The 14,691-nt window shown below is 55.5% G+C and carries 16 protein-coding genes; 12 read left to right on the top strand and 4 right to left on the bottom strand.

Translation table 11 applies throughout. The features are described from left to right. Positions 1–55 precede the first annotated feature (55 nt). The 12 genes from rpsP to ung all read left to right on the top strand — a co-directional run bounded on the left by rpsP (position 56) and on the right by ung (position 12,011). Positions 56–295: a 30S ribosomal protein S16 gene (rpsP, locus tag MWU64_RS07075; RefSeq protein WP_133006280.1), complete on the top strand. Its 240-nt coding sequence runs from the start codon at positions 56–58 to the stop codon at positions 293–295. A gap of 29 nt (positions 296–324) precedes the next feature. Further along, the gene (gene rimM, locus MWU64_RS07070; protein ID WP_247062914.1) at positions 325–852 is read left to right on the top strand and encodes a ribosome maturation factor RimM; all 528 of its coding nucleotides are present in this window, start codon (positions 325–327) and stop codon (positions 850–852) included. A 3-nt stretch (positions 853–855) separates the two neighbouring features. Further along, positions 856–1,614 carry a tRNA (guanosine(37)-N1)-methyltransferase TrmD gene (gene trmD, locus MWU64_RS07065; protein ID WP_247062912.1) on the top strand — a complete coding sequence of 253 codons (759 nt, stop codon included), beginning with the start codon at positions 856–858 and terminating at the stop codon, positions 1,612–1,614. A gap of 25 nt (positions 1,615–1,639) precedes the next feature. Then, positions 1,640–1,996, top strand: a complete 357-nt coding sequence (gene rplS, locus MWU64_RS07060; protein WP_114333033.1) for a 50S ribosomal protein L19 — start codon at positions 1,640–1,642, stop codon at positions 1,994–1,996. Positions 1,997–2,092: 96 nt separating this feature from the next. Further along, on the top strand, positions 2,093–2,998 hold the full coding sequence (gene xerD, locus MWU64_RS07055) for a site-specific tyrosine recombinase XerD (protein ID WP_247062910.1): 906 nt from the start codon (positions 2,093–2,095) through the stop codon (positions 2,996–2,998). Positions 2,999–3,135: 137 nt separating this feature from the next. Then, positions 3,136–3,870, top strand: a complete 735-nt coding sequence (locus MWU64_RS07050) for a DsbC family protein (protein WP_247062908.1) — start codon at positions 3,136–3,138, stop codon at positions 3,868–3,870. A 141-nt stretch (positions 3,871–4,011) separates the two neighbouring features. Beyond that, entirely contained in the window at positions 4,012–5,313 is a 1,302-nt protein-coding gene (locus MWU64_RS07045; protein WP_247062905.1) for a homoserine dehydrogenase, read from the top strand. Between the two features lie 11 nt (positions 5,314–5,324). Further along, positions 5,325–6,725, top strand: coding sequence for a threonine synthase (gene thrC, locus MWU64_RS07040; RefSeq protein WP_247062903.1), 1,401 nt, complete (start codon positions 5,325–5,327; stop codon positions 6,723–6,725). A gap of 6 nt (positions 6,726–6,731) precedes the next feature. Beyond that, on the top strand, positions 6,732–8,477 hold the full coding sequence (gene recJ, locus MWU64_RS07035; protein WP_247062902.1) for a single-stranded-DNA-specific exonuclease RecJ: 1,746 nt from the start codon (positions 6,732–6,734) through the stop codon (positions 8,475–8,477). A gap of 119 nt (positions 8,478–8,596) precedes the next feature. Continuing rightward, a protein-coding gene (gene prfB / locus MWU64_RS07030) for a peptide chain release factor 2 (RefSeq protein WP_114333037.1) occupies positions 8,597–9,692 on the top strand; the annotation gives its coding sequence in 2 pieces (ribosomal slippage) (positions 8,597–8,668 and positions 8,670–9,692; 1,095 coding nt in all). 51 nt (positions 9,693–9,743) lie between these two features. Then, the gene (gene lysS / locus MWU64_RS07025) at positions 9,744–11,279 is read left to right on the top strand and encodes a lysine--tRNA ligase (RefSeq protein WP_247062901.1); all 1,536 of its coding nucleotides are present in this window, start codon (positions 9,744–9,746) and stop codon (positions 11,277–11,279) included. 3 nt (positions 11,280–11,282) lie between these two features. Beyond that, entirely contained in the window at positions 11,283–12,011 is a 729-nt protein-coding gene (gene ung / locus MWU64_RS07020) for a uracil-DNA glycosylase (protein WP_247062900.1), read from the top strand. Positions 12,012–12,021: 10 nt separating this feature from the next. On the opposite strand, the gene MWU64_RS07015 is transcribed toward ung, so the two are convergent. The 4 genes from MWU64_RS07015 to MWU64_RS07000 all read right to left on the bottom strand — a co-directional run bounded on the left by MWU64_RS07015 (position 12,022) and on the right by MWU64_RS07000 (position 14,665). Next, a complete protein-coding gene (locus tag MWU64_RS07015) occupies positions 12,022–12,855 on the bottom strand; it encodes an HDOD domain-containing protein (protein ID WP_247062898.1) in 834 nt (277 codons plus the stop codon). 91 nt (positions 12,856–12,946) lie between these two features. Continuing rightward, entirely contained in the window at positions 12,947–13,915 is a 969-nt protein-coding gene (locus MWU64_RS07010; protein ID WP_247062896.1) for a folate-binding protein, read from the bottom strand. Positions 13,916–13,929: 14 nt separating this feature from the next. Further along, positions 13,930–14,409 (bottom strand): hypothetical protein, encoded by a 480-nt coding sequence (locus tag MWU64_RS07005; RefSeq protein ID WP_247062894.1) that lies wholly within the window; start codon positions 14,407–14,409, stop codon positions 13,930–13,932. Further along, the gene (locus tag MWU64_RS07000; RefSeq protein ID WP_247062892.1) at positions 14,393–14,665 is read right to left on the bottom strand and encodes a succinate dehydrogenase assembly factor 2; all 273 of its coding nucleotides are present in this window, start codon (positions 14,663–14,665) and stop codon (positions 14,393–14,395) included. The genes MWU64_RS07005 and MWU64_RS07000 overlap by 17 nt, the downstream gene beginning before the upstream one ends. Positions 14,666–14,691: the final 26 nt, after the last annotated feature.

The following is a 14,691-nucleotide window of genomic DNA, read 5'->3' as shown; positions in this document are numbered from 1 at the left end:
GCAGTCGGTTGAGAATCGTACAAAGTTCGTAAAACAGAACAGGATATTGGTCGAAATGGTAACAATCCGTTTGGCTCGTGGCGGCTCTAAGAAGCGCCCGTTCTACCATCTGACAGTCACTGACAGCCGCAAATCTCGTGACGGCCGTTTCATTGAGCGTGTTGGTTTCTTTAACCCGGTTGCCCGCGGTCAGGAAGAGCGTCTGCGTGTAAACCGTGAGCGCGTTGATTACTGGGTGGGCCAAGGCGCTCAGACCAGCGATCGCGTGGCACAGCTGCTGAAGACTGCAGAGTAATTGCAGTTTAATATCGAGGTTTGACAGGCATGACACAGACTTCGCAGGAAACTGTGATCGGCCGGGTAACCTCGGTGTTTGGGGTCAAGGGTTGGCTTAAGGTCTTCTCTGATACCGATCCCAAAGAGGGAATACTGAACTACCGTGACTGGACCTTGGTCCTTGACGGTAAGCGTATCCCGGCAAAGCTTGAGGATGGTCGCCGCCAAGGGCCGGGGATCGTCGTCAAGCTGAAAGGACTTGATGATCGTGAAGTGGCCCGCACCTATGCGGGGGCCGAGATCAGAGTTCCGACTGAGCAATTGCCAGCGCTTCCTGACGGGGAGTACTACTGGTTTCAGTTGGAAGGTCTTGATGTCTTCACGATTGAGGATGAGTGCCTGGGTAAGGTGCATCATCTGCTGGAAACAGGCGCCAACGATGTGTTGGTTGTGCGTGCGACAGCCGGATCCATTGACCAGCGCGAGCGACTTATCCCGTATCTGCCGGATCAGGTAGTTATGAATGTGGATCTGAATGATTCGCGTATGGTAGTCGATTGGGATCCGGAGTTCTGACGAGTGTGGATTGGCGCAGTCAGTCTGTTTCCTGACATGTTTTCGTCGGTGACGGATTACGGAATTACCGGTAGGGCCGTTCGGGAAGGTCTTTTGACGTTCAAGAGCTGGAACCCCCGGGACTTCACGCATGATCGTCACCGTACTGTTGATGACCGGCCCTATGGCGGTGGCCCGGGAATGCTGATGAAAATTCAGCCGCTCCGGGACGCTATTCATGAGGCACGGGCATCGGCACCCGGCAAGGCCTGTGTGGTCTATCTTTCTCCGCAGGGTGAAAGGCTGGATCAGTCGGTAGTCGAGTCTCTCGCTGCCGAACAACAGCTGATTCTCGTTGCCGGTCGTTACGAGGGCGTTGATGAACGTCTGATATCGGCGGAAGTCGACCGGGAAGTGTCACTGGGTGACTTTGTGCTCTCAGGTGGTGAACTGGCGGCGATGGCTGTGATTGATGCGGTAACACGCCTCATCCCCGGAGCGCTGGGTCATGCGCAGTCGGCAGAGCAAGATTCCTTTGCTGATGGTTTGCTGGATTGTCCGCACTACACCCGGCCCGAGGTTTACGAAGGTCAGGCGGTGCCGGAAGTTCTTTTGGGCGGTCACCATGAACAGATCCGGCGTTGGCGGTTGAAAGAATCGTTGAGGCGAACACGGGAGCGGCGCCCCGACCTGCTTGAAGAGCGGGTGTTTACGGAAGAAGAGCGTCAGCTACTGGGTGAAATTTTGAACGAACCGGGTGCCTCTGAGTCATCAGGGCATTGAAAGATTGGGTATCAGGAGCATTACGATGAGCGGCAAGAACAACATCATCAGTCAACTTGAAGCAGAACAGATGACCAAGGAACTCCCAGCGTTTGCGCCGGGCGATACCGTGGTTGTTCAGGTTCGCGTTAAAGAAGGTAGCCGTGAGCGTCTGCAGGCGTTCGAAGGTGTGGTTATCGGTAAGCGCAACCGTGGCATGAACTCTTCCTTCACTGTTCGTAAGATCTCTTACGGCGTGGGTGTAGAGCGTACTTTCCAGACTTATTCTTCTTTGGTAGACAGCGTATCTGTGAAGCGTCGCGGTGACGTGCGCCAGGCTAAGCTTTACTACCTGCGCGATCTGTCTGGTAAGGCGGCTCGTATCAAGGAAAAGCTGGGCTGATATCGGTTTAACCGATCAGTACAGAGAAAAAGCAGCCCCAGCGGCTGCTTTTTTTGTGCTTGAATATTGGCCGTACGTTAGCTTTGGGGGTTGCGCTTGCTTAGAGTTGAAGATGAATCGCTGATTGCCAGATTTTCCGATGCTATCTGGCTTGAGGATGGCTTGGGTGAAAAGACCCGGGCGGCCTACGCCAGTGATTTGTCGCGGCTGTCGCTGTGGTTGCAGCAACAGCCCGGGGCTCCCGGTTTACAATCGGCAGCCCGCACTGACCTGTTGGCTTGGATGTCTCGCGGGATGGCCGACGGTTTGAAGGCGAGTACTGCAGCGCGTCGTCTTTCTGGCATCCGGCGTTTTTATCGCTATTTGTTACGAGAAGGTCTGATCGCTGAGGATCCGACCTTGCGGATAGACAGTCCGCGCCTGCCCCGGCGGTTGCCCGATACCTTGACCGAGGGTGATGTCGAGAGGTTGTTGGCAGAGCCTGACCCCGAACTGCCGCTGGAGTTACGTGACCGGGCCATGCTGGAGATTCTGTACGGTTGCGGTTTGCGTGTAACGGAGTTGACAGGCCTGACGGTTGATCAGGTAAATCTTCGCCAGGGTGTCGTTCGTGTCAGTGGTAAGGGCGATAAAGAGCGGTTGGTTCCGCTGGGTGAAGAGGCTGTTGATTGGTTGGTTCGCTATATGCGAGAGGCGCGGGGCGAGCTTTTGAGGGGCAAAAGCAGTGACGCTCTTTTTCCCGGAAGCCGCGCCAGTGCAATGACCCGGCAGACATTTTGGCACCGTATCAAGTTATACGCCTCGCGCTCGGGTATACAGAAACATTTGTCGCCCCATACCCTTCGCCATGCCTTCGCAACCCACTTGCTTAATCACGGTGCCGATTTAAGGGTGGTGCAGATGCTGCTTGGCCATTCAGACCTTTCAACCACGCAGATTTATACACATGTTGCCCGTCAGCGATTGCAGGATCTGCATCAGGCACACCATCCCAGAGGGTGATCTGGTATGGTGTGGGATTGAACTTTTGATGTCGATCTGTGTCGCACTCTCCCATGAAGGCGGTCTTATAATATCAATCTGCCGGAAAGTGGGGCTCGCGTCCTGAATTCCTTAAACCACAAGGTAAGTGCAAACTTATGAAGCTAAGAACTTTGGCCGCTATGGCGGGCTTGATGGTGTCGTTAGTAACTTTACCCGCGGTGCATGCCGGTGAGATTGAAGATACCATCACGGAGCGTTTGACGAAGGCCGTGCCAGGCTTGCGAATTGTGTCTGTGAGCCAGTCAGAGGCCCCGGGCCTTTATGAGGTGCAAAGCAGTAATGGTGACACCATTTACACCACGGAAGATGGCGTTTATCTGTTGACCGGCGACATGCTGAAGATAACCGACAACGGCATTGCCAATGTGACTGAAGAAGCGCGGGCTCAGGTGCGCCAGAAGCAGATGGCAGAATTTGGTGACGACGGAGTGATCTCTTACCCGGCGAAAGGTAAGCAGAAAGCTGTTATCGATGTGTTTACCGATATCGACTGCCCTTACTGCCGGAAATTGCACGACGAAGTCCCGCAGCTAAACGGTTACGGTATTACGGTTAACTATTATGCCTTCCCTCGCTCGGGCCCCAATACTCCATCATTCCGGAAGTACGAATCGGTGTGGTGTGCCGATGACCAGCAAAGCGCGATGGACACAGCTAAGGCCGGTAAATCCGTACCGAGCAAAACCTGTGAGAACCCGGTTGCGGAGCAGTATCAGTTGGGTGGCAAAGTCGGTGTAACCGGAACCCCAGCGATTGTTCTGGAAGACGGCAACATGATCCGCGGTTATGTTCCGGCCCGCAATCTGGCAGAAGGCCTTGGTCTGCTCTGAATTTTGCGGTTCTCGTTTGAGGGCCGTTTCCCACTGTTTGAAAGGTAACCGATTCAGGGCTTATTCACGCGCGCCTGAATCGGTATACTATGCCCCCAATTGCAATCCATCAGCACCCCGAGCGGGATCAGAGGTGAGAGCTTGAAAGACGTTAATGTCGGAATATGCGGATTAGGAACCGTAGGCGGCGGTACATTCAATGTCCTGACTCGCAATGCGGCGATTATTTCGGGCCGTATCGGCTGTAATATTCGAATTGCCCGCGTGGCTAGCCGAAAGCGTCGGGACGATCTTGAGTTGGGTGATATTCCGTTCAGCACCGACATTTTCGATGTGGTGAATGACGCAAACGTTGACGTGGTCGTTGAGCTGATTGGTGGCTACGATGTTGCCCGTGAATTGGTGTTGACGGCCATTGCCAACGGGAAGCACGTGGTAACTGCGAACAAGGCCCTGATTGCTGTTCACGGCAACGAAATCTTTGAAGCCGCTGAAAAAGCGGGTGTTGTCGTTGCATACGAAGCGGGAGTGGCTGGTGGTATTCCGGTGATCAAAGCGGTCCGTGAAGGTCTGGCAGCAAATCGCATCGACACCATCGCCGGAATCATCAACGGCACCGGTAACTTTATTTTGACCGAGATGCGTGCTGGCCGTCCGTTTGATGAAGTGCTGAAAGAAGCGCAGGCGCTGGGTTACGCAGAAGCCGACCCCACATTCGACGTTGAAGGCATCGATGCAGCCCACAAGCTTACGATCCTGGCCTCGTCTGGCATTGGCGTTCCGCTGCAGTTCGAAAAGGCGTATACCGAGGGTATTTCGTCGTTGACCCCAAGTGACATCGCTCACGCTGAAATGCTCGGATACCGGGTTAAGCATTTGGGTATCGCCCGTCGTCGTGACGACGGTATCGAGCTGCGAGTTCACCCTACACTGGTGCCGAAAACTCACCTGATTGCTCAAGTTGATGGCGTGCTCAATGCTGTCATGGTGGATGGTGATGCGGTTGGCCAAACTATGTATTACGGCCCTGGCGCGGGCGATGAGGCCACAGCTTCGGCCGTGATTGCCGACATCGTTGACGTAGCTCGCTCAGTGGCGAGTGACAGCCAGCAGAAAGTACCGTATCTGGGCTTCACGCCAGATGCTTTGGAAGATTTGCCCGTGTTGCCGATGGAAGAAATTCAGTCGGCGTATTACCTGCGCATTCAGGCGTTTGACCGCCCGGGTGTTTTGGCCAAAATTGCATCGATTCTGAGTGAGCACGGCATCAATATTGAATCGATCATGCAGAAAGAATCCGAGTTCGCGGACGGCCGGATTCCGGTCATCATCCTGACTCATACGGTTCAGGAGCGTCAGATGAATCTGGCGATTGAAGAAATGGAATCGCTGGTCGATGTAGACGGTTCTGTTGTTCGCATCCGCGCAGAAAATTTTAACTAACAGGTACGCACGTGAGATACATCAGCACACGGGGCGAAGCACCCGCTTTAGGCTTTGAAGACGTTCTTCTGACTGGGTTGGCAACCGACGGTGGCCTATATGTTCCCGAGTCATTGCCGCACTTCAGCCTGGAAGAAATCCGCAGCTGGCGGGGCCTGCCCTACGCGGAGTTGGCCTTTAACGTTATGTACCCGTTTGTGGAAGATGCCATTCCGGCCGACGATTTCCGTAAGATGCTGGACGAAACCTACAGCGGCTTTGCCCACCAGTCGGTGGCACCATTGGTTCAGCTCGACAGCAACGAATGGGTAATGGAACTGTTCCGTGGCCCTACGCTGGCTTTCAAGGATTTCGCGCTGCAATTGCTTGGCCGTTTGCTCGACTACGTGCTTGAAAAGCGTAAGCAGCACGTGGTGATCATGGGCGCGACCTCGGGCGACACCGGTTCGGCAGCTATCGAAGGCTGCCGCCGCTGCGAGCACGTGGATATCTTCATCCTGCACCCGTACCAGCGCGTCTCTGAAGTGCAGCGTCGCCAGATGACGACGGTGCAGGGCGACAACATTCACAACATTGCTGTGAAGGGTAACTTTGACGATTGCCAGCGCATGGTCAAAGAAAGCTTCGGAGATCAGTCCTTCCTGCGCGGCAAAACCCAGTTGGCGGCGGTGAACTCGATCAACTGGGCGCGGATCATGGCTCAGATCGTTTACTACTTTCAGGCCTCGCTGGCGTTGGGTGGCCCTGACCGCAGTATGGCGTTCTCGGTGCCTACCGGAAACTTTGGTGACATCTTTGCCGGTTACCTGGCGAAGAAAATGGGTTTGCCGATCAGCCAGTTGGTGATCGCCACCAACCGTAACGACATTCTGCACCGTTTCATGAGCGGCAACCGCTACGAGAAACAGCAGCTGGAGCACACGCTGTCGCCGAGCATGGATATCATGGTGTCCAGTAACTTCGAGCGTCTGTTGTTTGACTTGCACGGTCGTGACGGCGCAGCGGTGAAGGATCTGCTGGAAAATGCCGCCAAAGGTCCGGTCAGCATCGAGGACTACCGTTGGAAGTCGGCCCGCAAGCTGTTCGACAGTGATGCGGTAGACGACAAAGCCACCTGTGACACCATTCGTGAGATCTATGAGCAGAACGAATACCTGCTCGATCCGCATACCGCCATCGGCGTGCGTGCGGCTCGCAACTGCCGTCGCGACGCAACGGTTCCAATGATTACCTTGGGCACAGCGCACCCGGCCAAGTTCCCGGATGCGATTGTTGAGTCCGGCCTGTCGGTGAAGCCGCAGTTGCCGCCTCACATGGCGGATCTGTTCGAGCGGGAAGAGCGATACACCGTTCTTGAAAACGACTTGGCTGAAGTGCAGGGCTTTTTGTCCAAGCACTGGAAAAATGCCTGATCCGGCATGACTCCTAAAAAGATCCTGCGCCGCCCCCAGCCGGCCGACACGCCGAACTGGGGGCAAAGCCTGCCGCCCATCCTGCGCCGGTTGTACGCCGCCCGTGGCGTTCATTCCGACGAACAGCTCCAGTACACCCTGAAGTATCTGGCGTCTCCAATGCAATTGCGAGGCATTGGCCGGGCGGTGGAGTTGCTGGCCGATGCGGTGGTTCAGAAACAGCGTGTAATGATTCTGGGTGATTTCGATGCAGACGGGGCCACCAGTACGGCGGTCGCGATGCTTGGCTTGTCGATGTTGGGCGTGCCATCGGTCGACTTCCGCGTGCCAAGCCGTTTCTCGGATGGTTACGGGCTGACACCGGGAATCATTCACCGATTGCAGGAAGAAGGTGAGTTGCCCGACTTGCTGGTGACGGTGGATAACGGTATCTCCGCCATTGAAGGCGTGCGAGCGGCTCGGGATCTTGGAATAAAAGTGGTTGTTACCGACCACCATCTGGCCGGCGAAGAGCTGCCGGACGCGGATGCCATCGTTAACCCCAATCAGCCCGGCTGCCCGTTCTTGAGCAAGAACGCTGCGGGTGTGGGTGTGATGTTTTACGTGCTGACCGCGCTGCGAAAACACTTGCGCGATCGCAACCTGCTGCCGAACCCTGAGCCTAATCTTGGCACCTTGCTGGACTTGGTGGCACTGGGCACGGTGGCTGACGTTGTGCCACTGGACCATAACAACCGAATCTTTGTAGAGCAGGGCATAAGGCGCATCCGTAAAGGCGAAGCGCGCCCCGGCATACTGGCGCTGTTAAAAGTGGCTGGCCGGGATCACAGCGAAATCAGTTCTACCGATCTGGGTTTTGTTGTTGGCCCCCGCCTGAATGCCGCCGGCCGCTTGGATGATATGAGCATCGGCATTGCCTGCTTGCTCGCGGATAATCCGGATGAAGCTTTGCGCCTTGCGCAGGAGCTGGACACGTTTAATCGCGAACGCCGTACTATTGAGAAAGATATGAAGCAGCAAGCGCAAGAATTGCTGGCTTCCATGTCGTTGGATGTCGACGGTCTGCCCTGGGGCTTGGCGCTGTTTGACCCGGACTGGCACCAAGGTGTGATCGGTATTCTTGCCGCCAGAATTCGCGAACAGACCCACCGCCCGACGATTGCGTTTGCACAGGATGATGATGGCCTTAGCCTGAAAGGCTCTGCCCGCTCAATTCCCGGTCTGCACATCCGCGATGCTCTGGCCGTTGTGGATGCCAAATTTCCGGGCTTGATGAAAAAGTATGGCGGCCATGCCATGGCAGCGGGCATGACCATTGCTCGTGATGATCTCGAGGCTTTCAGCAAAGCTTTCGATGAGGCAGTGAGAGATACCCTGAAGCCAGAAGATCTGGAAGCGGCGATCGTCACCGATGGCCCGCTAGCAGCTGCCGAGCTGAATCTCGATACCGCTTACCTGCTCAAACGCAGCGGGCCTTGGGGGCAACATTTCCCGGAGCCATTGTTTGACGGCGAGTTCAACGTCGTCAGCCAGCGCATTGTCGGCGAAAACCACCTGAAACTGGTGCTGCAGCCTGCAGACGGTGGGAGTATTATTGATGCCATTGCCTTCAACACCGGCCCGGAAGTACCAGACTACACCCGCTCGGGTGCCCGGGTAGTCTACAAACCGGATGCCAACACCTTCCGTGGGCGGACCAATTTGCAGCTGATGGTGGATTATCTCGAGCCGTTGAACACGGGCAGGGGCTGACCTGCTTGCACCAAGCTTCGATGACTCCGTATATTCCGCCTGCTGATTTAGCCCACAAATTCCGGTAGAATTCGCCCTCAGTTTTTATCGCACCATTTTCCAAAGCGAGACAAGTTTTCATGGAAATTAATCCCATAGTGACGAAGATCAAAGAGCTTCGCGAGCGCACCGAAGCGCTGAGGGGGTATCTTTGACTACGATCAGCGAAGCGAACGTCTGGTCGAAGTAGAACGCGAACTTGAACTCCCCACCGTGTGGGACGATCCGGAGCGCGCCCAGTCACTGGGTAAAGAGCGTTCTGACCTCGAGCTGATCGTCAGAACCATTGATAACCTCACCTCCGGTCTGGCAGATGCTGAAAGCCTGCTTGAAATGGCCGTAGAAGAAGACGACGAAGGCACCGTTCAAGAAATCGAAGCCGATCTGGAAGGCCTGGATAAAGAGCTCGAGAAGCTCGAATTCCGCCGCATGTTCTCCGGTGAGATGGACGCCAACAACGCCTACCTTGAAATACAAGCCGGCTCTGGCGGCACCGAAGCGCAAGACTGGGGCAACATGCTGCTGCGCATGTACCTGCGCTGGGCCGAGCGCCGGGGCTTCAAAGCTGAAATCGTTGAGCTGCAGGAAGGTGAAGTCGCGGGCATCAAAAGCGCAACCATCCACATACAGGGTGACTACGCATACGGCTGGCTGCGAACTGAAACCGGTGTCCATCGCTTGGTGCGTAAATCGCCGTTTGATTCCGGCAACCGCCGGCACACCTCCTTCTCTTCCGTGTTCATTTCGCCGGAAGTGGATGACAGCTTTGAAATCGACATCAATCCGGCTGACCTGCGCGTTGACGTATACCGCGCCTCCGGTGCCGGTGGTCAGCACGTAAACCGAACTGAATCGGCCGTGCGACTGACTCACAACCCCACCGGAATCGTGGTGGCGTGTCAGGCTGGCCGGAGCCAGCACCAGAACAAAGACCAGGCGATGAAACAGCTGAAAGCCAAGCTGTTCGAGCGCGAAATGCAATTGCGCAACGCCGAAAAACAGAAGCAGGAAGACTCTAAGTCTGACATCGGCTGGGGTAGCCAGATCCGTTCTTACGTGCTGGATGACAGCCGTATCAAAGATCTTCGCACCAAGGTGGAAACCAGTAACACCCAGTCGGTGCTCGATGGTGACATCGACAAGTTTATCGAAGCCAGTCTGAAGATGGCGCTGTAAACAGCGCCATTCAACCCGAACCGGACACCCCCGACTTCTTAGTGAGCTAACATGACTGAACAGAACCAGAACGCGACCCAGCCCGAGGACAACAAGCTGATTGCGGAGCGCCGAGCCAAACTGGCCACCTTGCGAGAGCAGGGCAATGCGTTCCCGAACGATTTCCGCCGTGATGCCACCGCTGCCGAACTGCAGGAAAAATACGGGGACAAGTCCAAGGAAGAGCTGGAAGCCATGGGCATCCAGGTGGCTATTGCTGGCCGCATGATGCTCGACCGCAAGGCGTTCAAAGTGGTTCAGGACATGACGGGCCGCATCCAGATCTATGCGACTAAAGATGTCCAGAAAGACACCAAACACTGGGATCTTGGCGATATCGTGGGTGTTCGCGGCGTGCTGTGCAAGTCGGGTAAAGGCGATCTTTATGTGGCAATGGACGAGTACACCTTGCTCACCAAATCACTGCGCCCGCTGCCTGAAAAGCACAAAGGTCTGACCGACACCGAAGCCCGTTACCGTCATCGTTACGTCGACCTGATGATGAACGAAGACAGCCGCCGGGTGTTTCATGCGCGTTCGAAAATCATCAACGTGATGCGCCAGTACTTCACCGAGCGTGACTTCATGGAAGTTGAGACGCCCATGCTGCAGGTGATTCCCGGTGGTGCTACGGCACGCCCGTTTGTGACTCATCACAACGCGCTGGGTATTGATATGTACCTGCGCATTGCGCCGGAGCTGTATCTCAAGCGTTTGGTTGTGGGTGGTTTCGAGCGAGTGTTCGAGATCAACCGTAACTTCCGGAACGAAGGGTTATCAACCCGTCACAACCCGGAATTCACCATGGTTGAGTTCTATCAGGCCTACGCGGATTACAACGACCTGATGGACCTGACCGAAGACATGCTGCGCACCATCGCTCAAAAAGTGCTGGGCACGACCACGGTCACCAACACTCGTGTGTTGAAAGACGGTACCGAAGAAACCGTTGAATATGATTTTGGTAAGCCGTTTGAGCGCTTGACCGTTGTGGATGCAATCTTGCGCTATAACCCGGAGTTCACCCGCGAGCAGCTGGCTGACGAAGCTCAGGCACGCGAGCTGGCCAAAGGCCTGGGCATCAAGGTTAAAGACATCTGGGGCTTGGGTAAGGTACAGATCGAGATCTTCGAAGAAACCGCCGAGCACCGTTTGATGCAGCCGACCTTCATTACCGAATACCCGAAAGAAGTGTCGCCGCTGGCCCGTTGCAAAGACAGTGATCCGTTTGTTACTGAGCGGTTCGAGTTCTTTGTCGGCGGCCGTGAAATTGCCAACGGCTTCTCGGAGCTGAACGATGCCGAAGATCAGGCCGAGCGCTTCAAGGCGCAGGTGGCCGAGAAGGACGCCGGCGATGATGAAGCCATGTTCTACGACGACGACTACGTGATGGCGCTGGAATACGGCTTGCCCCCGACAGCGGGTGAAGGTATCGGCATCGACCGTTTGGCGATGATGCTGACCGATTCTCCGTCCATTCGCGACGTGATTCTGTTCCCGGCCATGCGCCCGGAGCATAAAGCAGAGCAGAATTCCGGAGGCGAATAAGGCATGCACCCGGTCGAGGCGTTGGCTCAGGAATTAAAGCCCGGGCACGGCTGGGATCAGTGGTTGGCGGACGAGTTCCGCCAACCTTATATGCATCGTCTGGCGGAGTTTTTGGCAGCGGAAGAGCGCGCCGGAAAAACGCTTTTCCCACCAAGACCACAGCTGTTCACTGCCTTGAACAGCACCCCGCTTGATCAGGTCAAAGTCGTTATTTTGGGGCAAGACCCCTACCATGGTCCCGGTCAGGCCCACGGCCTGAGCTTTTCGGTGTCTCATGGTGTGCCGACACCACCTTCCCTGAAAAACATCTTCAAAGAAATCCAGCAGGATTTGGGCATTGCTCCACTCGGGCACGGTTGCTTGCAGTCGTGGGCCGATCAGGGTGTTTTGTTGTTGAATGCCGTATTAACGGTTGAGCAGGGAAAGGCGGGTGCACATCAAGGCAAGGGCTGGGAAATCTTTACCGATCGGGTAATCGAGCTGGTGAACCAGCAACGCGAAGGCGTGGTGTTTTTGCTCTGGGGTGGTTACGCCAGGCAGAAAGGTCAGATCATTGATCGTAATCGCCACCTGGTACTGGAAGGGCCGCATCCGTCACCGCTCAGTGCCTACCGCGGGTTCTTCGGGTGCCGGCATTTCTCCCGCGTTAACCAGTGGTTGCTGGAGCATCACCAGAGCCCGATACAGTGGGCTCTGGATTCAGCTTCACAACAGGAACTGCTCGACTTCTAAGGTCGCGGGATTATCCCAGCAGAGCCATGGCGGCTTCCATTTGGGCGCTCAGATCTTCTTCCTCTGCCATGTTCATTTCCGGGTCCAGGCCTAATCGCCCAAACGCCGAAATGGTGGAGAAATCCATCTGGTTCCAGCGGTGGTTGGTGCCCGCGATCAGCTGAAGGTTGGCAATCATCACCAAGTCGGCATGATCGGCTTTCGGGACTTCACGTTGGAAGTTGGCGTAGTCCATGGGCACGTTTTGCAGTGCTTCCGGGAATTGCCACTTTTTCAGGATCAGGCTGCCGATGCGGGGGTGCAACTCTTCGATCACCGCATCCAGTACGATACCGCTCAGATCCAGGCTGTGGTCTTCAACATAGCGAAGAATGGGAAGAACACCAATTAGGTGTACCAGCCCGGCCAAAGTGGCTTGGTCGGGTCTTAATTTGGTGTAGTGCTGGGCCAGAACGTGGCAGATGCCGGCGACTTCGGTGCTGGTTTGCCAAGTGGCGCGTAGCCGCTTATCAACCATGTCGGAGGTGGCCTGAAACATTTGCTCCATGGCCAGCCCCATGGCCAGGTTGCTGGTGTAGGCCATGCCAAGACGGCTAACAGCCATGTTCAGATTCTCAATGGCCCGGGTGCCACGGAACAGCGGGCTGTTGCACACGCGAATGATGCGAGCAGACAGTGCCGTGTCGTTGCTGATCACCGTCACCAGATCCGCAATCGAGGTGTCTTCCGATTCGGCGATTTCTCTGACTTGAAGGGCGGCTTCGGGAAGCGTTGGCAAGATGAGCTTGTCGTTCTCGATGGCGCTGGTCAGGTCCGCTTTAATGGTTTCGATAATGTCGGCCATAGTCAGTCTGTTTCCGCTTGAATGGGGCCCTCAAACAGGGCTCAGTTTATGGCTGCCTTTATAGCAAATAACAGCGACCTTTCCTGTCAACTTATGTATCAGAAGGTTGTTGTTCAGGCACAGCGTAGGGGAGTGGTTGAAGGCTGACGGTCACCTCGTCCATTCCATCCAAAGAAAGAGCTTTGGAGCTGGCATCGTGGCGAATGACGGCTAGCATTTCGCCGCTTTGATCGCCGGTCATTAAGGCATTGACCACTTCGCCGACCGCTTTGCCCTCGGCCAGCAGTTTGGTGCCGACCGCAGGCGCTTGAGGAGCGTTGTTGAAAGATAGCCTGTGCAGGCTTTTTTTCAACTGACCGAGGAAGTGCATGCGGGCGATGACTTCTTGCCCGGTGTAGCAACCTTTTTTGAAATGCACACCTTGCAGGTGCTGTAAATTCAGCATTTGCGGGACGTAGGTTTCTTGAGATGCCTCTGTCAGCCAGGGCACGCCTGCAGAAATGCTGGACGCGAGCCACTGCTCCGGTGTGATTTCGGGGATGTCCTCCGGAACCGCTTGTTCGTCAGTTGTTTGCCACCATTCGTAGCGAGGGGTGTGGTCACTGGTGTTTTCAATACGAATCAGATGGCTATCACCGACCCTTAGGACTTGACCGGGTTCGTTCAGAGAGGCGGCCTTTTCGCCCGCCACCGAGACGGCTGCGGCTTCGCCAATCAGGCCGATAATCCGGGCAGAGGGTAGTGTTTCCAGTGTCGTGCCCCGAAAGAGCATCAGATATTTGTTCAAATGGGCAGTCGTGGCGTCGGCCTGTTTGACATCAAAATCCATGAGCAGATCTTCGCCATCGCGAACCAGTCGTGTCAGGCAGTAGGCACGGCCTTTATGGGTGCACGCGGCGGCTCTGAGAGATTGTTCGTTGGTGACTTCGTCCACGTGTTGGGTGAACTGGCCGTGCACAAACTTGTCGGTTCCCGGGCCGCTGATGCGGGCCATGAGGCGGTCGCTTAACAGAGCATGGCCAATGGTATGTGTGGGTTGCTGAGAATCCTGTCTACTCAAAATAGTCTCCAGAATTAATGCGAAGGAGGGTTGTGTTCGGGTTCGGGCGTGCCGGCGCGAAGTAACATTCGCAGGCGCCGGAAAGCAGCCGAGTCGTTAACGTTTGATCTTAGTCCACCTTTGGTGCCGGTGATGATCGCGAGTATTGGGCCTGATCTTGGCGACCTCGGTTTAAAGTGTAACAGCAGCAGCTCAGAGCTGAGAAAGCTGGCATTGCTAACCGTTGCCGGGACATGGCAGCCGTTGGCCAGCTCGCAGGTTAGCCCCGCCTGATTGTGGAAGATGCCAACGACCGAATTGGGTTTGTTTAATAAGCCAAAGCGCCGAAACGATGCCCATCCCAAAGCAGATGTGGGTAATACCAGCAGTAATAACAGATAGGAGGTTTCCAGCGCCGCTGCAACCGTGAACAGCGCTAGCCCAAGCCAGGGAATGGTGGCTAACAGGCCAGCGAAAATCGAGGGTAGCAGGGTTAATTCAGTCCGGCTGGACACGGTTCAGAATCATTTCGACGATGCGACGAAGATCCGGGTCTTCGGGTTTGCTGCGCTGCATGAACCATTCGAACATATCCGCATCTTCGCAGTTCAGCAGCTTGCGATAACGGGCCTGGTCTTCCGGCTCGAGATCTCGGTACGCTTCTTCCAGAAACGGGAGAAGCAAAACATCCAGCTCCAGCATGCCGCGTCGGCTGTGCCACCAAAGGCGGTGGAATTCAGTATGCGCGTTTGTTTCTTGGGTGTCGGACATAACGGGTTCCGTGGTTAAGCGTTTGT

The sequence above is a fragment of the Marinobacter sp. S0848L genome (assembly GCF_023016065.1).
Taxonomy (GTDB): domain Bacteria; phylum Pseudomonadota; class Gammaproteobacteria; order Pseudomonadales; family Oleiphilaceae; genus Marinobacter.
The sequence above is the reverse complement of the archived record's forward strand: the minus strand, read 5'-3'. Positions and strand labels throughout refer to the sequence as shown.

What these genes read in the sequence shown, in the direction of transcription:
- rpsP (WP_133006280.1), top strand. Translation starts at nt 56, where the DNA reads ATGGTAACAATCCGTTTGGCTCGTGGCGGCTCTAAGAAGCGCCCGTTC.
- MWU64_RS07015 (WP_247062898.1), bottom strand. Translation starts at nt 12,855, where the DNA reads ATGGCCGACATTATCGAAACCATTAAAGCGGACCTGACCAGCGCCATC.
- recJ (WP_247062902.1), top strand. Translation starts at nt 6,732, where the DNA reads ATGACTCCTAAAAAGATCCTGCGCCGCCCCCAGCCGGCCGACACGCCG.
- rimM (WP_247062914.1), top strand. Translation starts at nt 325, where the DNA reads ATGACACAGACTTCGCAGGAAACTGTGATCGGCCGGGTAACCTCGGTG.
- lysS (WP_247062901.1), top strand. Translation starts at nt 9,744, where the DNA reads ATGACTGAACAGAACCAGAACGCGACCCAGCCCGAGGACAACAAGCTG.
- MWU64_RS07050 (WP_247062908.1), top strand. Translation starts at nt 3,136, where the DNA reads ATGAAGCTAAGAACTTTGGCCGCTATGGCGGGCTTGATGGTGTCGTTA.
- ung (WP_247062900.1), top strand. Translation starts at nt 11,283, where the DNA reads ATGCACCCGGTCGAGGCGTTGGCTCAGGAATTAAAGCCCGGGCACGGC.
- rplS (WP_114333033.1), top strand. Translation starts at nt 1,640, where the DNA reads ATGAGCGGCAAGAACAACATCATCAGTCAACTTGAAGCAGAACAGATG.
- MWU64_RS07000 (WP_247062892.1), bottom strand. Translation starts at nt 14,665, where the DNA reads ATGTCCGACACCCAAGAAACAAACGCGCATACTGAATTCCACCGCCTT.